The 17670-nt window shown below is 66.9% G+C and carries 21 protein-coding genes; 5 read left to right on the top strand and 16 right to left on the bottom strand.

Translation table 11 applies throughout. From position 1 onward, the window contains the following. The first annotated feature begins 19 nt into the window (after positions 1 to 19). Complete coding sequence (locus tag LRH25_RS24310) at positions 20 to 1246, top strand: Do family serine endopeptidase (RefSeq protein ID WP_141285436.1); 1227 nt, start codon at positions 20 to 22, stop codon at positions 1244 to 1246. Positions 1247 to 1292: 46 nt separating this feature from the next. Here LRH25_RS24310 and tatC read toward each other — a convergent pair whose 3' ends face one another. The 14 genes from tatC to LRH25_RS24240 all read right to left on the bottom strand — a co-directional run bounded on the left by tatC (position 1293) and on the right by LRH25_RS24240 (position 12673). Beyond that, positions 1293 to 2087, bottom strand: coding sequence for a twin-arginine translocase subunit TatC (gene tatC / locus LRH25_RS24305; protein ID WP_141285438.1), 795 nt, complete (start codon positions 2085 to 2087; stop codon positions 1293 to 1295). Beyond that, positions 2084 to 2587: a Sec-independent protein translocase protein TatB gene (gene tatB / locus LRH25_RS24300; RefSeq protein ID WP_141285440.1), complete on the bottom strand. Its 504-nt coding sequence runs from the start codon at positions 2585 to 2587 to the stop codon at positions 2084 to 2086. Before tatB ends, tatC begins: the two co-directional genes overlap by 4 nt. A gap of 82 nt (positions 2588 to 2669) precedes the next feature. Then, positions 2670 to 2906: a Sec-independent protein translocase subunit TatA gene (tatA, locus tag LRH25_RS24295; RefSeq protein ID WP_141285442.1), complete on the bottom strand. Its 237-nt coding sequence runs from the start codon at positions 2904 to 2906 to the stop codon at positions 2670 to 2672. Between the two features lie 167 nt (positions 2907 to 3073). After that, complete coding sequence (locus LRH25_RS24290; RefSeq protein ID WP_141285444.1) at positions 3074 to 3421, bottom strand: histidine triad nucleotide-binding protein; 348 nt, start codon at positions 3419 to 3421, stop codon at positions 3074 to 3076. 1 nt (position 3422) lies between these two features. Further along, complete coding sequence (locus LRH25_RS24285) at positions 3423 to 3788, bottom strand: DUF4870 family protein (RefSeq protein ID WP_141285446.1); 366 nt, start codon at positions 3786 to 3788, stop codon at positions 3423 to 3425. Beyond that, positions 3785 to 4135 carry a phosphoribosyl-ATP diphosphatase gene (locus LRH25_RS24280; RefSeq protein WP_141285448.1) on the bottom strand — a complete coding sequence of 117 codons (351 nt, stop codon included), beginning with the start codon at positions 4133 to 4135 and terminating at the stop codon, positions 3785 to 3787. Before LRH25_RS24280 ends, LRH25_RS24285 begins: the two co-directional genes overlap by 4 nt. 34 nt (positions 4136 to 4169) lie before the next feature. Continuing rightward, the gene (hisI, locus tag LRH25_RS24275; RefSeq protein WP_141285450.1) at positions 4170 to 4574 is read right to left on the bottom strand and encodes a phosphoribosyl-AMP cyclohydrolase; all 405 of its coding nucleotides are present in this window, start codon (positions 4572 to 4574) and stop codon (positions 4170 to 4172) included. A 22-nt stretch (positions 4575 to 4596) separates the two neighbouring features. After that, a complete protein-coding gene (locus LRH25_RS24270) occupies positions 4597 to 5046 on the bottom strand; it encodes an NUDIX domain-containing protein (RefSeq protein WP_141285452.1) in 450 nt (149 codons plus the stop codon). Next, complete coding sequence (locus tag LRH25_RS24265) at positions 5043 to 5936, bottom strand: ATP-binding protein (RefSeq protein WP_141285454.1); 894 nt, start codon at positions 5934 to 5936, stop codon at positions 5043 to 5045. The genes LRH25_RS24270 and LRH25_RS24265 overlap by 4 nt, the downstream gene beginning before the upstream one ends. Positions 5937 to 6061: 125 nt before the next feature. Continuing rightward, positions 6062 to 7918 carry a bifunctional metallophosphatase/5'-nucleotidase gene (locus LRH25_RS24260; protein WP_231012639.1) on the bottom strand — a complete coding sequence of 619 codons (1857 nt, stop codon included), beginning with the start codon at positions 7916 to 7918 and terminating at the stop codon, positions 6062 to 6064. 164 nt (positions 7919 to 8082) lie between these two features. Beyond that, entirely contained in the window at positions 8083 to 8739 is a 657-nt protein-coding gene (gene slmA / locus LRH25_RS24255) for a nucleoid occlusion factor SlmA (protein WP_141285476.1), read from the bottom strand. A 41-nt stretch (positions 8740 to 8780) separates the two neighbouring features. Further along, entirely contained in the window at positions 8781 to 9494 is a 714-nt protein-coding gene (locus LRH25_RS24250; RefSeq protein WP_231012637.1) for a pyrimidine 5'-nucleotidase, read from the bottom strand. An 8-nt stretch (positions 9495 to 9502) separates the two neighbouring features. Then, positions 9503 to 10411, bottom strand: coding sequence for an acetylglutamate kinase (argB, locus tag LRH25_RS24245; RefSeq protein WP_141285456.1), 909 nt, complete (start codon positions 10409 to 10411; stop codon positions 9503 to 9505). Between the two features lie 156 nt (positions 10412 to 10567). Beyond that, the gene (locus LRH25_RS24240; RefSeq protein WP_231012635.1) at positions 10568 to 12673 is read right to left on the bottom strand and encodes a pectate lyase-like domain-containing protein; all 2106 of its coding nucleotides are present in this window, start codon (positions 12671 to 12673) and stop codon (positions 10568 to 10570) included. 418 nt (positions 12674 to 13091) lie between these two features. On the opposite strand from LRH25_RS24240, the gene LRH25_RS24235 reads away from it, so the two are divergent. Next, positions 13092 to 13382, top strand: coding sequence for a copper-binding protein (locus tag LRH25_RS24235; protein ID WP_141285458.1), 291 nt, complete (start codon positions 13092 to 13094; stop codon positions 13380 to 13382). Between the two features lie 67 nt (positions 13383 to 13449). After that, entirely contained in the window at positions 13450 to 13998 is a 549-nt protein-coding gene (locus LRH25_RS24230; protein WP_141285460.1) for a phasin family protein, read from the top strand. 66 nt (positions 13999 to 14064) lie between these two features. Here LRH25_RS24230 and LRH25_RS24225 read toward each other — a convergent pair whose 3' ends face one another. Together LRH25_RS24225 and LRH25_RS24220 are read right to left on the bottom strand one after the other, a co-directional pair. After that, the gene (locus LRH25_RS24225) at positions 14065 to 15558 is read right to left on the bottom strand and encodes a carboxypeptidase M32 (RefSeq protein ID WP_141285462.1); all 1494 of its coding nucleotides are present in this window, start codon (positions 15556 to 15558) and stop codon (positions 14065 to 14067) included. 95 nt (positions 15559 to 15653) lie between these two features. Further along, positions 15654 to 16136, bottom strand: a complete 483-nt coding sequence (locus LRH25_RS24220; protein ID WP_141285464.1) for a YqaA family protein — start codon at positions 16134 to 16136, stop codon at positions 15654 to 15656. A gap of 145 nt (positions 16137 to 16281) precedes the next feature. Here LRH25_RS24220 and dusB point away from each other — a divergent pair, with 145 nt between their 5' ends. Together dusB and LRH25_RS24210 are read left to right on the top strand one after the other, a co-directional pair. Next, positions 16282 to 17325 carry a tRNA dihydrouridine synthase DusB gene (dusB, locus tag LRH25_RS24215; RefSeq protein WP_141285466.1) on the top strand — a complete coding sequence of 348 codons (1044 nt, stop codon included), beginning with the start codon at positions 16282 to 16284 and terminating at the stop codon, positions 17323 to 17325. 97 nt (positions 17326 to 17422) lie between these two features. Next, on the top strand, positions 17423 to 17662 hold the full coding sequence (locus tag LRH25_RS24210) for a Fis family transcriptional regulator (RefSeq protein ID WP_141285468.1): 240 nt from the start codon (positions 17423 to 17425) through the stop codon (positions 17660 to 17662). The last annotated feature ends 8 nt before the right edge of the window (positions 17663 to 17670 follow it).

Raw genomic sequence — 17670 nt, 5'->3', positions numbered from 1 at the left:
GGCTCCATCCTTCCAAGTCATGCGCAGAATCTGGCTCATTTTCTCCCAGGCCGTCACCGTCGCGGTGGCCATGGTGTTTGTGGTGAGCACCTTCAAGCCGGGCTGGCTGCAGCAGCGCCCGCAGGCCTGGTGGCCCAGCAACACCCGCGCCGAAGGCGGCACGGTGCCGGTGCAGGTGGCAGACGTCAACGTGCCGATCCAGCCGCTCAGCGCGGCCGCGCGCAAAGCGTCGCCCGCCATCGTCAGCGTGACCGCCAGCCGCAGCGCCAAGCCTGGCGCTTCAGCGAACTCGCAGGACCCGTGGTTCCGCTTCTTCGGCCAGCGCGGCAAGCCGCAACTGATGCCGCAGGAAGAAACCGAGCCGCAGGTCGGCCTGGGTTCAGGGGTGATCGTCTCGCCCGAGGGTTACCTGCTGACCAACAACCACGTGGTCGAAGGCGCGGACCAGATCCGCGTGCGGCTGTCGGACGGCCGCGAGGCCAAGGCCAAACTGGTTGGCACCGACCCGGAAACCGACGTCGCGGTGCTGAAGATCGACCTGGACCGGCTGCCGGTCGTGAGCCTGGGCCAGATGGACCAGCTGCAGGTGGGCGACTCGGTGCTGGCCATCGGCAACCCCTTCAACGTCGGCCAGACGGTGACCGGCGGCATCATCAGCGCGCTGGGCCGCAGCGGGCTGGGCCTGTCGACCTTCGAGAACTTCATCCAGACCGACGCCGCGATCAACCCCGGCAACTCCGGTGGTGCACTGATCGACGTCAACGGCAACCTGATCGGCATCAACACCGCCATCTACTCGCGCAGCGGCGGCAGCCTGGGCATCGGCTTTGCCATTCCCATCGACCTGGCGCGCCAGGTGATGGAAGGCCTGGTGCGGGACGGCCAGGTGACCCGCGGCTGGATCGGCGTGCAGCCGCGCGACCTGGACCCGGAATTCGCGCAGAGCTTCAAGATCCCGGTCGAAGAAGGCGTGCTGATCACCGGCGTGCTGCAGGACGGCCCGGCCAGCAAGGCCGGCATGAAGCCGGGCGACGTGGTGGTGCGCATTGCCGGCCAGCCGATCCGCAACACCTCGCAGTTGCTGAACGCCGTGGCTGCGCTCAAGCCGCTGAGCGACACCGTGATCGGCGTGCAGCGCGGCAACCAGGCGCTGGACCTGACGGTGCACGTGGCGCAGCGACCCAAGGCACAGGTCCAGGCACCGCAAGCCCCCGGGCCGATGGACGAGGAAGACGACGCGCAGTGAGCGCCCAAGTCACGCGGCGGCAAGGCGCCGCGTCCGGCTCAATGCATCAGGTGGAGGACGAGGGGGACGAAGCGTCCGCGTCCGGCGCCTGGGTGTGCTTGATGAACACCTTGGCGGCGATCAGACCCACCTCGAACAGCAGGCACATCGGGATCGCCAGCGAGAGCTGCGAGACCACGTCCGGCGGCGTCAGGATGGCGGCAATGATGAAGGCCAGCACGATGAAGTAGCCGCGGAATTCGCGCAGCTTCTCGACGCTGACCACGCCCATGCGCGTCAGCACCACCACCACCACCGGCACCTCGAAAGCGGCGCCAAAGGCGATGAACATCGTCATCACAAAGCCCAGGTAGGCCTCGATGTCAGGCGCGGCCGTGATGCTCTTGGGCGCAAAGCCCTGGATGAACTTGAAGACTTGGCCAAAGACGAAGAAGTAGCAAAAGGCCACGCCTATCAGGAACAGCAGGGTGCTGGAGATCACCAGCGGCAATACCAGCCGCTTTTCGTGGTTGTACAGGCCAGGCGCCACGAAGGCCCAGACCTGGTAGAGCACGATCGGCAGCGCCAGCAGGAAGCCGGCCATCAAGGTGATCTTCAGCGGCACCAGGAACGGCGAGATCACGTTGGTCGCGATCATCGTCGCGCCCGCCGGCAGCGAGTGCACCAGCGGCGCGGCGAGCAGGTCGTACAGGCCGCCAGGACCTGGCCAGATGGCCAGCGCGCCGAAGGCAATGCCGATGGCGATCACCGACTTGACCAGGCGGTCGCGCAGCTCGATCAGATGAGAGACAAACGGCGCTTCGGTGCCCGCCAGTTCGTCTTGAGGTTCAGGACTGCTCATGTGGAAGACGAAGATCCGCTGTGGGGTGGGCGGAAACGCGCCACACGGGCCGCACCGGATTGGGCATGCTGGCGCACGCCATTGCGTTGCTTGTACCAGCGCGGCACCGCACCGCGCTTGACCCGCCAATGCTTGCGCGGGGGCTGGTAGACGGGCGGCGGCGGGCTCCAGTCGACAGCGGAGGCCGAACCGGACGTGCTGTTCAGGCCATCCGCGGCCTCGGACCAGGTCTTTTCCAGTTCGGTGGAGGCCGAGTGGATTTCCTGGCGCACGCTGTTGCTGACGTCGTTCGCCGCGGTCTCGAACTGGCTCTTCATCTTCTGAAGCTCCTCCAGTTCGATCGAGCGGTTGACCTCGGCCTTCACGTCGGCCACGTAGCGCTGCGCCTTGCCCACCAGGTGACCCACGGTGCGGGCCACGCGCGGCAGCTTTTCAGGGCCGATCACGATCAGGGCCACAGCCCCGATCAACGCGATCTTGTCAAAACCAAAATCAATCATGCGAGACCCGGGCGGACATCACGAGGCGACGCGGCTGCGCCGCAAAGGCGCAGACAGCGACGTTGCAAGCCAAGTCAGCCGCTCAGGATTTGCGGCGGGCTTCCACGTCCACCGTGTCGGCGTCCGCGGTCTTCGGGCTGCCGGTGACTTGCTGGTTCGGCGGCACCGGCGCATCGCTGCCGCCGTCGCGCATGCCGTCCTTGAAGCCCTTGACGGCGCCACCCAGATCGGAGCCGACGTTCTTCAACTTCTTGGTGCCGAAGATCAGCACCACGACGACCAACACGATCAGCCAATGCCAGATGCTGAACGATCCCATGACGATTCTCCAGAAAACGAATGCGTTGATTCTACGGGGCCGTCCGTGACGGTCCTCGGGCAGGAGGCGCAAAACGCCCCTGCAGCAAGATGGGGTCGCGACGGCGCGGCGCAAGCCGTGTCCGCCACGTCCGGAGGGTCTTGTCCGAGAGGACTCGTCCTGTCAGCTCAAGCTTTGGCCCATGGGCGCGGGCCGCCAACAGCGTGCATGTGCAGGTGAAACACCTCCTGCCCGCCGTCAATGCCGGTGTTGATCACCTGCCGGAAGCCGTTGGTGACACCCGCCTCGGCCATCAGCTTGGGCGCCAGCACCATCAGCTTGCCCATCAAGGCCTGCTCGGCCGGCGTCACGTCGACCATGGAGACGATGTGGCGTTTCGGGATCAGCAGCAGGTGCACCGGCGCCCAGGGCTGGATGTCCTTGAAAACCAGGACCTCGTCGTCTTCGAAAACCTTCTGCGCCGGGATCTGGCCGGCGACGATCTTGCAGAAGATGCAGTTCGGATCGGCACTCATGTCAGACCGGCACCGGCATCGGCTTGCCGTCGCTCCAGTTCAGGAAGCCCTTGACGATGCGGTAGATGACCCAGATGCCATCGGCCGCCCAGACCAGGAAACCCAGACCCAGCATCCAGAACGTGGCCCAGCCCACGATGAACCACAGCAGGCTCCACCAGAAGGTACGGATCTGCCAGGTGAAGTGGCTGGCGTAGATCGTGCCCTGCGTGTCCTCGCGCTTCACGTAGTTGATGATGATCGCGACGATGCTGGTCAGCGTGCCGGTGAAGATGCCAACGGCATACAGCACGTACACGATCATCGTCAGCTGCTTCAGATTGGCCACCCGTTCTGCAGACGGCGTGGTGTCGTAAACCTCGTTCATGAACCCTCCTGTTGTTCCCTGACTTGCGCCTTGCGCGCGGCAAACTCTTCCAGGCCGGACAGGCCTTCGCGGCGTTCCAGCTCGGCCAGCACCTCGGCCGGCGACAGCCCGAACTGTGCCAGCGCAATCATCGAATGAAACCAGAGATCGGCCACCTCGTAGACGATCTTCTGCCTGTCGCCATCCTTGCCCGCCATCACGGTTTCGGTGGCCTCTTCGCCGATCTTCTTCAGGATCGCATCGGTGCCCTTGTGGAACAGGCGAGCCACGTAGCTCTTGTCCGGGTCGCCCTGGCGGCGGGTCTCGATCACGGCATGCAGCCGCATCAAGGTGTCCTGGGAGGTCATCGTCGAATCTCGGTGAAAGTCTGGAAAGGAAAGCTCAGCGGTAGATGGTGCCAGGATCCTTCAACACCGGCTCCACCGCGCGCCATTCGCCATCTTCCAGCCGCTCATAAAAGCAGCTGTGGCGGCCGGTGTGGCAGGCAATGCCGGGCTCATGGCCGTGCTGGGTGATCTTCAGCAGCACGACATCCTGGTCGCAATCCAGCCGGATTTCATGCACCGTCTGGAAGTGGCCGGATTCTTCACCCTTGTGCCACAGCTTCTGCCGTGAGCGGCTGAAATAGACCGCCTGGCCCAGCTCGACCGTGCGGGCCAGCGCCTCGCGGTTCATCCAGGCAAACATCAGCACGTCGCCGCTGCCCTGCTCCTGCGCGATGACGGGCACCAGCCCGTCGCGGTCCCAGCGAACGCGGTCCAGCCAGGCGGAGGATGCTGTGCTCATGCCGGCGAGTGTAAGAGCAGCTTCAACCATGGTGAGTGGGCCCGGCATGGTGTCGCTCTTGGGCAAACCACTCGAGGACCGGAATCGTGCCCGGCAGCACCGGCTGGCTTTGGACCGGCAGCTGCTCCCAGGCCATGGTCTGTTGCTCGCGCATCTGGAACTCGCCCTGCCAGTCGAACACCTTGCAGAAATGCAGCCGCACACGGGCATGCGGATAGTCCATCACCAGCTTGCGCCAGGCATGGCTCTCACCGATGGTGATGCCCAGCTCCTCGTGCAGCTCACGCGCCAGCGCCTGGTGCACGCTTTCGCCGGCTTCCAGCTTGCCACCCGGGAATTCCCAGTAGCCGGCATAGACCTTGCCCTCGGGCCGCGAGGTCAACAGGAAACGGCCTTCGTTGCCAGCGGCATCCCGCTCGATCAGCACGCCCACGGCCACGTCGACAGGCGTGCGTTCCGTGGCCTCGCTCACGATGCATCCTCCACTGCGCCGATCGCGCGCCGGCCGGCCAGATCGCGGGCGAACTGGTAGGCCACGCGGCCGGAACGCGAACCACGCTCCAGCGCAAACAGCAGCGCCTGGGGCCGGGCCGCAGCAATCGCCGCCTCGTCCAGCGCAAAGTGCGACAGCCACTGGTGCACGATGGCCAGGTACTCGTCCTGGCTGAACGGATAGAAGCTGATCCACAGCCCGAAGCGCTCGGACAGCGAGATCTTCTCTTCGACCACTTCGCCCGGGTGCAGCTCGCCGTCCTCGGTGTGGCGGTAGCTGAGGTTGTCCTTCATGGTCTCGGGCAACAGGTGGCGGCGGTTGCTGGTCGCGTAGATCAGCAGGTTGTCGCCGGCCGCGGAGACGGAGCCGTCGAGGATGGACTTCAGCGCCTTGTAGCCGGGCTCGCCTTCCTCGAAGCTGAGGTCGTCGCAGAAGACGATGAAGCGCTCGGGCCGGCCGGACACCAGCTCCACCAGGTCCGGCAGGTCCACCAGGTCGGCCTTGTCGACCTCGATCAGGCGCAGGCCTTGCGCCGCGTATTCGTTCAGGCAGGCCTTGATCAGCGAGCTCTTGCCGGTGCCGCGCGCGCCGGTCAGCAGCACGTTGTTGGCGGTGGCGCCGGCCACGAACTGCGCGGTGTTGCGCTGCAGCCGCGTCTTCTGGCCGTCGATCTCCTGCAGGTCCGCCAGCCGGATGCCGGCCACCAGTCGCACCGGCTCCAGCCGTGCCTGGCCTTTGCGCTTGCGGTAACGGAAGGCGGCCGAAGCGGTCCAGTCAGGCGCCGGCAGTGGCTGCGGCAGGTTGGCTTCCAGGCGGGCCAACACCCGCTCGGCACGGGCCAGCAGCGGTTCGAGATCGTCCAGGGTCATGGGCGGCAAGTGTAGGGGAGGCCCTGTCGTTCCATCCTGGCCTCCCCGGCCTGCAGCCTTCGCGATCCGCGGGCGCTGCCTTGCCGCCCGCGGTCACTCCAGCACGGTCACGCCAGCACGGTCGCTCAGGGACAGACGGTGCCCGCGTCCACGCGCACGATGCGCGGCTTGCCGAGGTTGGCCGCGGCCGGGTCGTACGGCGGGTTCGGCGCCTGGGTACCGGCCAGGTAGGCGGTCAGCGCATCGATGTCCTGCCCGCCGCCCACACGGTTGGTGCCGCCCTTCAGCACGCTGAAGCCATCGCCACCATCGGCCAGGAAGTTGTTGACCGTGACACGCCAGGTCTTGCCCGGGTTCAGCACGGTGCCGCTGACGTCCACCACGGTTTCGCTGCCGGCGCTGGTGGTGATGGTCAGATTGCGCACCTTCGCGCCGCAGGCCTGGGCGTTGTCCCACTCGTAGTGCACGCCGTTGGACGGCAGCAGCACCTTGGAGAAGGTGACCTGGCCGAAGCAGTTCGGGAACTGCTGCTCCAGCGTGTCGTGCAGCTGCTGGTTGCTCAGCGTCAGCGTCACCAGGCTGTTGCCGAAGGGCTGCACAGTGAAGGATTCGCTGTAGGTCACGTTGCCGTCGCCTTCGCCGATGGGGCTGCCGGCGTAGATGAAGCCCGGGCTGCGCACGCCGCCCGGGTTCATCAGCGCCAGCTGCGCGCCGCCGGCCTGCACGGTGGCGGCCAGCTGCGAGTCGGCGATCAGGTCACCGGCGGGCATGTTGCAGGCGGCGTCCTTGGTGTTGGGCACATCGGCGGCAATGCGGCCGATGACCTGGTTGGCGACTGGTGCCACCAGCGTCTTGTAGCCGGCGACGATGCCGGCGATCTGCGCGTCCGGCGTGATCGCCACGTTGCTGCGGTCGACCACCACGTTCTTCGCGGTCACGGCCACCACGTCGCGGTTGCCGCGCTGCAGCGTCAGGTCGATGTCGGTCAGCACCCGGCCTTGCGTGTTGGCGCTGGTGACCGGGATGTTGCGACCCGAGGCCAGCGGCAGCTGGCAGTTGTAGGCCGCGTGGGTGTGGCCGCTGATGACCAGGTCCACCGCATCGTCCAACTGGCTGACGATGGTCTTGATCGGCGAACCGTCCAGGTTGCCCACGCAAGCGTTGATGTCCACCGGCGTGGTGCCCGTCTGCGCGCCGCCCTGGTGGATCAGCACGACGATGGCTTCCACGCCGGCCGCCTTCAGCACCGGCACCAGGTTGTTCACCGCAGTGGCCTCGTCGGTGAACACCAGGTCCTTGATGCCGGACGGCGAAACGATCTGCGGCGTGTCCTTCAGCGTCATGCCGATGAAGGCGACCTTGATCTTCTTGCCTTCGATGTCGAAGGTGCGCGTGCCATAGGGCGGGAACAGGGTTTCGCCGTTTTTCTTCTTGACCACGTTGGCGGCCAGGAACTTGAACTTCGCACCTTCGAACGGCACCGGCGTGCCGACGCTGGCGCCCTTGCAGGTGTTGGCGGTGTCGGTCGGGTGGCAGCCACCCTTCTGCATGCGCAGCAGCTCGTCCTTGCCTTCGTCGAACTCGTGGTTGCCCACGGCGTTGAAGTCCAGGCCGGCGCGGTTCATGGTCTCAATGGTCGGCTCATCGTGGAACAGCGCCGAGATCAGCGGGCTGGCGCCGATCAGGTCGCCGGCCGAGACGACCACGGTGTTCGGGTTCGCGACGCGGGCGGCGGCAATGTAGCCGGCCACGTAGTCCACGCCACCAGCGGGCACCGCAGCGGTACCGGCATTGGTGAAGGTGCCGGGCGATTCCAACGCGCCGTGCAGGTCGTTCAGCGCGAGGATCTTGATCGTCAGCGTCGGCTTGGCCTTGGCGGTGGCGGCCGGGACCGAAGGCGCGGCGGCGGTCGCCAAGCCAGGCTGGGCGCAGGCGGCCAGCGCGATGCTGGCGGCCAGCAGGCTCATCTTGAAAACGGACATGGCAATTTCCCTGGGGTTCATGTGGTGCCCTCATTGGAGATCGCCGGCGTGACATCTGCTTGACGCCCCCACGGCCGGCACTAGGGATTGCCCTTGGCCCGCCAGCGCCTCAAGCTTCGCCAACTGCAACAAGACGTGAGCGCCGCAGCAAGCGGCTCCGCCATTCAGCCGAGCAAGTGCAAGGCCACGTCCAGCTGTTCGGTCGGCAGGCGCTTGAAGCCGCTGCGCGCGTAGCGCTGCAAGCGGCCGATGACCAGGCAGGTCAGCGCCGAGGCCTGGCCGTTGGCCTGCACCGTGGGCGTGGCCACGCCGGCCTGCTCGGCCGCCACCCGCAGGCTTTGCCGCAGCTGGGATTCGACACGGTCGAAAAACTGGCCCATGCGCAGGCCCAGGCGTTCGTTCTCGAAGACCAGCGCGTCACCCACCATCACGCGGGTCATGCCGGGGTTCTTCTCGCCGAACTGCAGCAGCACCTGCACCATGCGGTGGGCCTGCAGGGCGCCGGTGATCTCGCGCTCGGCGATCTGGTTGATCAGCGTGAAGACGCTGGATTCGATGAACTCGATCAGGCCCTCGAACATCTGGGCCTTGCTGGCGAAGTGGCGGTACAGCGCAGCCTCGCTGACCGACAGACGCGCGGCCAGCGCAGCGGTGGTGACGCGGTCGGCACCGGGCTGCTCCAGCATCGCCGCCAGGGTCTGCAGGATCTGCACCCGGCGCTCGCCCGGCTTGGGCCGTTTGCGGGCCACCGCCACGGCGGGATCACCAGCGGCTGCCACAGCAGCCAACGGTGCTTGCGCAGCAGCAGACACCTCGGGCATACCCGGCACGGACAACTCAGACGCTTCGGGCATTTCGGACATCACAGCACACTTCGCAACTGTTGAAGCGAGCGGATTCTGGCATACACATAGGGGGGGCGGCGGCGCCAATTTTGGGTCCCCGGCAGCGTGTGCGCAGCCCTCAGCCAGCGCTGCATCCAGACCGTGCGCATGCCCAAGGAATGTGCCGCCTTCTGGTGCGCCAGCGTGTCTTCCACCAGCACACAACGGTGCGCCGGCACGCCCAGCCGCGCCACCAGCGCCTGCAGCATGCGCCTGTCCGGCTTCGGCCGCAACTGGCCGAACATCGCCATCTGCTCGATCGCGACCACGCCATCGAACAAGCCGCGCAGCCCCAGCGCGCCCAGCACCCGCTCGGCATAGGCCAGCGGCGCGTTGGTCAGGATCAGCCGCGGGCCGGGCAGCCGCTGCAGCGCCGCCACGTCGTGTGCATGCGTCTGCAGTTGCTGCTCCAGGCCGGGCAGCACATGCGTGTTGTGCAGGAAGTGGTTGGCGTTCACGCCGTGGTGGCGCACCAGGCCGAGCAAGGTGGCGCCGTAGCGCTGCCAGTAGAGCTGGCGCAGCCGGTGCGCCTCGCCAGCCTCCAGCCCGAGCTCGCGCGTCATGTAGGCGCCCATGCGCTCGTTGATGCCGCGAAAAGCCGAGGCAGACGCGTTGTGCAGCGTGTTGTCGAGGTCGAACAGCCAGACACGCTCGCCCTCGCGCAGGCGCGCCACGCGGCGCACAGCCTTCACGGCAGCGCTCAGTGTGAGCGGATCATCGTGCCGTAGGCCTGCTCGGTCAGGATCTCCAGCAGCATCGCATGCGGCACCCGGCCGTCCACCACGTGCACGGTGTTGACGCCGCTCTTGGCCGCGTCGATCGCGCCGGCCAGCTTGGGCAGCATGCCGCCGCTGATGGTGCCGTCGGCGATCAGGTCGTCGATGTCGCGTGCCGTCAGTTCGGTCAGCAGCTCGCCGGCCTTGTTCAGCACGCCCTTGATGTTGGTCAGCATCATCAGCTTCTCGGCCTTCAGCACCGTGGCTAGCTTGGACGCCACCAAATCGGCATTGATGTTGTAGCTCTCGTTCTTCTCGCCGAAGCCGATGGGGCTGATCACCGGGATGAACTGGTCGTCCTGCAGCGCCTTCACCACCGCCGGGTCGATGGCGGTGATCTCGCCGACCTGGCCGATGTCGTGCTCCTTGCTCGGGTCATCCTTGTCGGCCAGCTTCATCTGGCGCGCGCGGATCAAACCGCCGTCGCGCCCGGTCAGGCCCACGGCCTTGCCGCCGGCGGCGTTGATCAGGCCGACGATGTCCTGCTGCACCTCGCCGCCCAGCACCCACTCGACGACCTCCATCGTCTCTTCGTCGGTCACGCGCATGCCCTGGATGAAGGTGCCCTTCTTGCCGATCTTGGCCAGCGCCTCGTCGATCTGCGGGCCGCCGCCATGCACCACCACCGGGTTCATGCCGACCAGCTTCAGCAGCACCACGTCCTCGGCGAAGTCCTGCTGCAGGGCCGGGTCGGTCATGGCGTTGCCACCGTACTTGATGACGATGGTCTTGCCATGGAACTTGCGGATGTAGGGCAGCGCCTGGGCCAGGATCTCGGCCTTGTCGCGCGGCTGGATGTGGGCCAGGGAGTCGTCGGCGGGCTGGGTGCTCATGGTGGTGCTGGCGGCGCCAGTGCTGAAAGGGGATTGGCCGGCATTCTAGGGATTTGCGTTGGTGGCAGCGGCCCAATTGCGACCGAAGCCAGCCGAAAGCAAAAAGGCCCGCCGCATCGCTGCAGCGGGCCCGGCCGTCAGATCAGCGGAAAGGGATCAGGGAAAGTTGATCACGTTGACCGGCACCGTGGCCGTGCCCTGCGCGGCGCCGCCAGTGTTGTTGATCACGTGGTCGATCACGCCCACGCCGCCCAGCGAAACCGTCAGCGCGCTGTGGAACCTCACGCCCGCGACGGCCGGCACCTCGAAGGCGTGCGCCGCGTGGATGCTGGGGTTGACGTTGAAGTAGCAGTAGCTGCCCACGCCCCAGGCTTCGTGGGTGGTCACGCTGTCACCCACCTTGTAGGCCGCGTAGCCGATGGCGTCCGCGCGCCAGGCGGCCTGGCTGGGCGGGTCGTACGGCATCTCGTTCTGGAAGAAGATGGTCCGGCCACCCTGGCCATTCCACACCACGTTGAACTTCTGGTAATGCTCGACGAACAGGCCGGTGGCCAGCACGTTGTTGCCGTTGACCAGCACGCCGGTGTCGGCCGTGTTGATGGTCCAACCGGTGGGCTGGCTGCCATGGTCCGCGCGCCAGGCCCAGATGTGGTCGATGATGACGTTGTTGCTGTTCACCACCAGGCTGTTCGTGGCCTTGCCGGCGACCGCGCCGCCAATGCGGAAGTACACGTCCTGCACCGAGCTGGGATTGCCGGCATGCGAGACGACCGAGGTGGTGTCACCGAAGCTCAGCAGCGCGTTGCTGTTGACCGTGCCGGCATCGAACAGCAGGCCGGCGATGGACACGCCGTCCACGTCGGACACCAGCATCGCGTTCACGCCGTTGTCCGGCACCAGCGTGGGGAAGCCGATGCCCAGCACCACGGTGCCGGCACGCGTCACGCGGATCGTGTCGCTCAGGTGGTAGGTGCCGGGCGTGAAGAACAGGTTCAGGCCCTGGGCCAGCGCGGCGTTCAGCGTGGCGGTGCTGTCGGTCGGCTTGGCGACGTAGAACTGGCTCATCGGGATGGACGTGCCGGCGCTGGCGCCATTGGCCCAGCTGGCGCCGGAAGCATTCGTGCGCGTGCTGGGCACGAAAACGCGGTACTTGCCTGCGCTGTCCACGTACAGGTAGGGCTTGTCGCGCGACACCGGCGTGGTCGCCAGCGCGGTGTACGGCGGCGACGGGAAGCTGGTCGCCGGGCCGCCGACGACGCCGGAGAACACCATGTTCCACACGCCGTCGTACCAGTTGCCCAGGTTGCTGTCCCGCGTGTACCACTGCTGCTGCGAGCCGGAAGCGATCAGGCCGTCGACCTTGGTGTCGGCGATGTAGCCGCCGCTGGCGTAGCCCTGGCCGTTGCCCTGGTTGGACGGGCCCAGCACCAGGTTGCCGAGGATGTGCAGCCGACGCATCGGCGCAGCCTGCGACACAGCCCAGCGGTTGGTGCCGCCATTGGGGATCAGCGCCAGGTTCTCGGCCGAGCGCCAGAAGTTCTGCGTCGCGTTGCCCTGGTCGCCGTAGTTCCAGCCGCTGTCCACGTTGACCGTGCCGCTCAGCGTCACGTCGTCCGGGTTCTGGCCCAGGCCGGCGATGGCGGTGTAGAAGCCCAGGTTGGCGTATACGCCGTTGTAGCTGCCGGGCTTGAACAGGAAGGCATGGCGCTGGCTGCCGAACTGCGCGGTCGGGCTCAGCAGTTGGCCGTTGAAGGCCGCGTCCAGCTTGGACTGGATGGTGGCGATCGACGTGGCAGTGTCGAAGATCGACACGTTGGCACCGAAGTCCGGCGTGTCCGAGGTCGGCGGAGGCGTGGTGCCACCCACCGTGTAGGTTTCCTGCGGCGTGTCATAGGCCGGGTTGCCGTTGTTGTAGGTAAAGTTGAACCTCAGCACGGTGCCCGAGGCCACGCCGTTGACGGCCTGCTCCCAGCGCGCGTTGGCCGACGAATACGTCATGCGCACGTTCAGCTGGCCGCCGCTGTTGACGCTGTAGTGCGCGTCGACCCAGGTCGTCGCCACGTTGGACTTGAACCAGATCGTCGCGGTGCTGCCGGAAACGGCAACACCATCGGTGTAATCCGCCGCACGGGCTGGCAGCGCGAAACTGCCCAGCAGCAGCGCGCAGATCGAGAGCCAGACCCAGGCCAGGGACCAGGTCGGCGTCGCTCGCGGGCTGCGCCGCATTGCGCCGCCTCCCAGGTTTGCCATGGATGCATGCATGCCCTTGTCTCCTTCTTCACATGAGCTGCGCCACAGCGGGCGCATGGAGGGCAGGCTTGTTGGCGCAAGGCCCTCAACCCGCCCACGAAGCGAAGCAATGGCATCCAGACTGCCTGCCGGCGGCTTCGCGGAGGCGGATTCTGGAACCGATTCCAATTTCGTCCATCAGGGCCGAACTGCGCAACTTCACACCAGGCGTGTCCGGCGTGTCGGGATGTTTCGGGATCGGGCTTCGCTTCGTCACTGCAGCGCTGCCAAACATGGCATCAGCCTGCGCTGCAACAGCTCCGCAACAGTTACGGTTGCTCACATGCGGCCGCGAGCCCGGTGCTCGGTCTACCATCGGGCATCGCCGTGACGGCCCAGGTCATCCTGTGCTGGCTCCACCGCGTTGCAGTCAGGCAAGGAGAAATCTGAAATGAACACCTGGACCCCGCGTTGGGCCCGCATGTTGACCGGCCTGTCCCTGGCCGGCCTGGCCCTGGTGGCGCATGCCACCGATGGCGAAATCCGCAAGATCGACACGGCGCAGGCCAAGGTCACGATCAAGAGCGGCGCGATCAAGAACCTGGACATGCCCGCGATGACCATGGTCTTCAAGGCCCGCCAGCCCTCGCTGCTGAACGGCCTGGCCGAAGGTGACCTGGTCGTCTTCGAGGCCGACAAGATCGACGGCCAGTACACCGTGACCGCCATCCGCAAGAAGTGAAACCTGCAGGCGCACCGGCCTCAAGCCGGCGCGCCTGCGCTGTTTTTTTGACTGGAGAGACTCGCCCATGCCCAACCACCGCAAGGACTTCGACCCCGCCAGCCTGTTCGACGGCCCGCTGGCCGACGCGGTGAAAGCCTCGGCGCAGCAGATCTGGCTGGCCGGCGTGGGCGCGTTTGCCAAGGCCCAGGAAGAAGGCAGCAAGGCCTTCGACACGCTGGTGCAGGAAGGCGCCGAGTTGCGGCGCAAGCGCCAGGGCACGCAAGCCGCAGCCGAAGACAAGTTCGGTGAGTTCGGCGAGACGCTGAACGCGATGGCCGGCGAGGCCATGCACAAGGCCGGCGCCTCGTGGGAAAAGCTCGAAGCCAAGTTCGAGGCCCGCACCGCCCAGGCGCTGAAGAAAATGGGCGTGCCGACAGCGCAGGACATGGCCTCGCTGAGCGCCCAGGTCGAGGCGCTGACGGCACAGGTCGCCAAGCTCCACGCCCAGTTGCACAAGAGCAAGCAACAAAGCGCCAGGACCGCCTCGGGCTTGCGCGCGAAGAAGGCGGCGGCTGCAGCAGCCAAGCCGGTTCGCAAGACGGCCCGCAAACCGGCGGGCGGCAGCGCCGACTGAGCCGCCCTCGCGCCATGAAAAAAGACGGCTCGCGGGCCGTCTTTTTCGTTGGGGCCTGGCGTCGCTTCAGCTGAGGTAGCGCTGCGTCAGGTGGGCGCGGAAATGCGCGGGGTTCAGCGTCTCTCCGCTGGCGCGCAGCGCGAGTTCGTCGGTGGTCCAGCGGCTGGCCTGCTGCCAGATGTTGCGCTTGAGCCAGTCGAACACCGGGCTGAGGTTGCCGGCAGCGATCTGCTCATCCAGCGCCGGCATTTCGCGCCGCATTGCGGCGAACCACTGTGCGGCGTACATCGCGCCCAGCGAATAACACGGGAAGTAGCCGAAGGCGCCGGTCGGCCAGTGCACGTCCTGCATCGGGCCATCCTTGTAGTTGCCGCGCGTGTCCTGGCCCAGCAGGTCGCGCATGCGCTCGTCCCACATCGCCGGGATGTCTGCCGCCTCGGCCTCGCCTTCGATCAGCGCACGCTCGATCTCGAAACGCAGGATGACGTGGGCCGGGTAGGTCACCTCGTCGGCCTCGACGCGGATCAGGCTGGGCTTCACGCGCGTCAGCAGCTTGTGCAGGTTGGCCGGCTCGAAGGCCGGCTGCGCGCCGAAGGCCTCGCTGACCAGCGGCGACAGCAGCCTGGCAAAACCCGGGTGGCTGCCCAGCTGCATCTCGAAAGCCAGGCTCTGGCTCTCGTGGATGGCCATCGAACGCGCCAGCGCCACTGGCTGGCCCAGCAGGTCGCGCGGCAGGTTCTGCTCATAGCGGCCGTGGCCGGTCTCGTGCACCGTGCCCATCAGGCTGGGCAGGAAATCGTCTTCGTAGAAGCGCGTGGTCAGGCGCACGTCTTCCGGCACGCCGCCCGAAAATGGGTGGGTGCTGACGTCCAGCCGGCCCGCCGAAAAATCGAAGTCCAGCAGCTTCATCACGCGTTCGCACAGCGCGCGCTGGGCCGGCAGCGGGAACGGGCCGACGGCCGGCACCACCGTCTCGCGGGCCTGGCGTTCGCCCACCGCACGGATCAGCCCCGGCAGCCAGGTGCGCAGCTCGCCGAAGACGCGCGCCGCGGTGGCGCTGGTCATGCCGGGCTCGTACTGGTCCATCATCGCGTCGTACAGGCCCAGGCCGCTGCGCTCGGCCAGCAGCCGCGCTTCCTCGCGCGCAACAGCCAGCACCTCCTGCAGATTGGGCAGGAAGCCGGCCCAGTCATTGGCCGGCCGTTGACTGCGCCAGGCGTGCTCGCAGCGCGAGGTGGCCTGGGAGCGGCGTTCGACCAGCGCTTCGGGCAACGCATTGCTGCGCCGCCATTCGCGCGACATTTCGCGCAGGTTGGCGCGCTGGGCTTCGTCCAGTTGCTCGGCTTCGGCGCCGCTCAGCTGGGCCTGCAGCATCGGATCGGTGCGCATGCGGTGCAGCAATCCTGCCATTTCGGTGAGCGCATCGGCCCGCGCCTGGTTACCGCCAGGCGGCATGTTGGCGGCCTGGTCCCAGGAGGCCATGCTTTCCAGATGAGTCAGCCGGTGCAGGCGGCCATAGGTGCGCTTCAGCGCTTCGTAGTGCGGATTGGCGATCGACATCGGGCCATTGTGGGCCCGGCCGTTGTCACAATCCGGCGGAAATAACCCGGCGGCTCTCCCCCTCTTGGGGGATGGCAGGGCCGGGTACGCTTGGCTCAAGCCGCCGCGTGTGGAAACCAGTAGAGCGCCACCGAGGTCATCGTCAGGTAGCGCGCGGCCTTGCCGATCAGCATGTAGCCCACGCAGGGCCAGAACGGCAACCGCGACCAGCCGGCCAGCGCGCACAGCGGGTCGCCCACCAGCGGCAACCAGCTCAGCAGGCAGGCCTTGGGGCCGAAACGCTGCAGCCAGGCCAGCAGCCGCATCTCGCGCGGTGGGCGGTGCTTCACATGCTCCCAGGCCTTCTCGGCACCGTAGCCAGTCCACCAGCTGATCGCGCCGCCCAGCGTGTTGCCGGCGGTGGCCACCGCGATCGCTGGCCAGAACAAGTCGGGTTGCAGGTAGAGCAGCCCCAGCAGCGCCGGCTCCGAGCCGAGCGGCAACAGCGTGGCCGAGATCAACGCGACGACAAACAGCGTGGACAGGCCGAAGCTCGGCAGCGCCAACCAGCCGAGCAGGGATTGCAACCAAAGCTCCATGCGTCGATTGTCACCGCCAGGATGTCCGCGGACCGGACGGGGCCGCTCTATAATCTTGCCTCCTTTTTGAGCAACCGGCGCGCCGCCTGCCGGCCACGCTCCGCCTCTCCCCCGCCCGCCACCCACACGCTTTCGCACCGAACCCATGCAGCTCGGCCCCTACACGCTCCCGAACGCCTTGTTCGTCGCCCCCATGGCCGGGGTGACGGACCGGCCGTTCCGCAAGCTGTGCAAGCAGTTGGGCGCGGGTTATGCGGTCAGCGAGATGGTGACCTCGCGCAAGGACCTGTGGCAGTCGCTGAAGACCTCGCGCCGGGCCAACCATGAAGGCGAAAGCGCGCCCATCGCGGTGCAGATCGCCGGCACCGAGCCGCTGATGATGGCCGAGGCCGCGGCCTACAACATCGACCGCGGCGCGCAGATCATCGACATCAACATGGGCTGCCCCGCCAAGAAGGTCTGCAACAAGTGGGCGGGTTCGGCGCTGATGCGCGACGAGCTCGGCGCACTGGCCATCGTCGAGGCGGTGGTCGCCGCCTGCGCGCCGCGCGGCGTGCCGGTCACGCTGAAGATGCGCACCGGCTGGTGCGACACCGAGCGCAATGCGCTGGCGCTGGCAAGGGCGGCGGAGAGCGCCGGCATTGCGATGCTGACGATCCACGGCCGCACCCGCGAGCAAGGCTACAAGGGCTTTGCCGAACATGACACGGTGGCCGCCGTGAAGGCCGCGCTGCGCATCCCGGTGGTCGCCAACGGCGACATCGACTCGCCCGAAAAAGCCGCCGACGTGTTGAAGCACACCGGGGCCGACGCTTTGATGATCGGCCGCGCCGCACAAGGCCGGCCGTGGATCTTCCGCGAGATCAGCCATTTCCTGGCGACCGGCCAGCACCTGCCGCCACCGCCCACGCGCGACGTGCAGCGCTGGCTCACCGAGCACCTGCTGGATCACTACCAGCTCTACGGCGAGGAAGCCGGCGTGCGCAGTGCGCGCAAGCACATTGGCTGGGCGGTGCGTTCATTGCCAGGTGGCGAGGCCTTCCGCGCGGTGATGAACACGCTGGACGATGGCCAGGCCCAATTGGGCGCCGTGCGCACCTTCTTCGACGACCTGGCCGACACCCACCCGCTGCTGCCTTCGCTGCCCGCCTGGGCAGCCAACCAGGACCTGATCGAACAACAAGCCTGAACCCGGCCCTCGGACATCCCGCCGGGATGCCCGGCGGGCCTGCTTTTTCTTTTCCCCTGAGGACCGGCAGCTGTTTGCCGGCCAAGCTGCCAGAGCCATGAGCAAAAAGAACATCGAGGAGTGCGTCCGCGAGACGCTGGACCAGTATTTCCAGGACCTGCACGGCGCCGAGCCACATTCGCTGCACGACATGGTGATCCGCGCGGTCGAGAAGCCGATGCTGGACGTCGTGATGCGCCAGGCCGAGGGCAACCAGAGCAAGGCCGCCGAATGGCTGGGCATCAACCGCAACACGCTGCGCCGCAAGCTCGTTGAACACAAATTGCTGAAGCCCTGAGCTCGGCC

This window comes from Ideonella azotifigens (assembly GCF_021043325.1).
Taxonomy (GTDB): Bacteria; Pseudomonadota; Gammaproteobacteria; order Burkholderiales; family Burkholderiaceae_C; genus Ideonella; species Ideonella azotifigens.
Note: the sequence above shows the minus strand (reverse complement) of the source record. Positions and strands in the feature narration are given on the sequence as shown.

What these genes read in the sequence shown, in the direction of transcription:
- LRH25_RS24310 (WP_141285436.1), top strand. Translation starts at nt 20, where the DNA reads ATGCGCAGAATCTGGCTCATTTTCTCCCAGGCCGTCACCGTCGCGGTG.
- tatC (WP_141285438.1), bottom strand. Translation starts at nt 2,087, where the DNA reads ATGAGCAGTCCTGAACCTCAAGACGAACTGGCGGGCACCGAAGCGCCG.
- tatB (WP_141285440.1), bottom strand. Translation starts at nt 2,587, where the DNA reads ATGATTGATTTTGGTTTTGACAAGATCGCGTTGATCGGGGCTGTGGCC.
- tatA (WP_141285442.1), bottom strand. Translation starts at nt 2,906, where the DNA reads ATGGGATCGTTCAGCATCTGGCATTGGCTGATCGTGTTGGTCGTCGTG.
- LRH25_RS24290 (WP_141285444.1), bottom strand. Translation starts at nt 3,421, where the DNA reads ATGAGTGCCGATCCGAACTGCATCTTCTGCAAGATCGTCGCCGGCCAG.
- LRH25_RS24285 (WP_141285446.1), bottom strand. Translation starts at nt 3,788, where the DNA reads ATGAACGAGGTTTACGACACCACGCCGTCTGCAGAACGGGTGGCCAAT.
- LRH25_RS24280 (WP_141285448.1), bottom strand. Translation starts at nt 4,135, where the DNA reads ATGACCTCCCAGGACACCTTGATGCGGCTGCATGCCGTGATCGAGACC.
- hisI (WP_141285450.1), bottom strand. Translation starts at nt 4,574, where the DNA reads ATGAGCACAGCATCCTCCGCCTGGCTGGACCGCGTTCGCTGGGACCGC.
- LRH25_RS24265 (WP_141285454.1), bottom strand. Translation starts at nt 5,936, where the DNA reads ATGACCCTGGACGATCTCGAACCGCTGCTGGCCCGTGCCGAGCGGGTG.
- LRH25_RS24260 (WP_231012639.1), bottom strand. Translation starts at nt 7,918, where the DNA reads ATGTCCGTTTTCAAGATGAGCCTGCTGGCCGCCAGCATCGCGCTGGCC.
- slmA (WP_141285476.1), bottom strand. Translation starts at nt 8,739, where the DNA reads ATGCCCGAGGTGTCTGCTGCTGCGCAAGCACCGTTGGCTGCTGTGGCA.
- argB (WP_141285456.1), bottom strand. Translation starts at nt 10,411, where the DNA reads ATGAGCACCCAGCCCGCCGACGACTCCCTGGCCCACATCCAGCCGCGC.
- LRH25_RS24240 (WP_231012635.1), bottom strand. Translation starts at nt 12,673, where the DNA reads ATGCATGCATCCATGGCAAACCTGGGAGGCGGCGCAATGCGGCGCAGC.
- LRH25_RS24235 (WP_141285458.1), top strand. Translation starts at nt 13,092, where the DNA reads ATGAACACCTGGACCCCGCGTTGGGCCCGCATGTTGACCGGCCTGTCC.
- LRH25_RS24230 (WP_141285460.1), top strand. Translation starts at nt 13,450, where the DNA reads ATGCCCAACCACCGCAAGGACTTCGACCCCGCCAGCCTGTTCGACGGC.
- LRH25_RS24225 (WP_141285462.1), bottom strand. Translation starts at nt 15,558, where the DNA reads ATGTCGATCGCCAATCCGCACTACGAAGCGCTGAAGCGCACCTATGGC.
- LRH25_RS24220 (WP_141285464.1), bottom strand. Translation starts at nt 16,136, where the DNA reads ATGGAGCTTTGGTTGCAATCCCTGCTCGGCTGGTTGGCGCTGCCGAGC.
- dusB (WP_141285466.1), top strand. Translation starts at nt 16,282, where the DNA reads ATGCAGCTCGGCCCCTACACGCTCCCGAACGCCTTGTTCGTCGCCCCC.
- LRH25_RS24210 (WP_141285468.1), top strand. Translation starts at nt 17,423, where the DNA reads ATGAGCAAAAAGAACATCGAGGAGTGCGTCCGCGAGACGCTGGACCAG.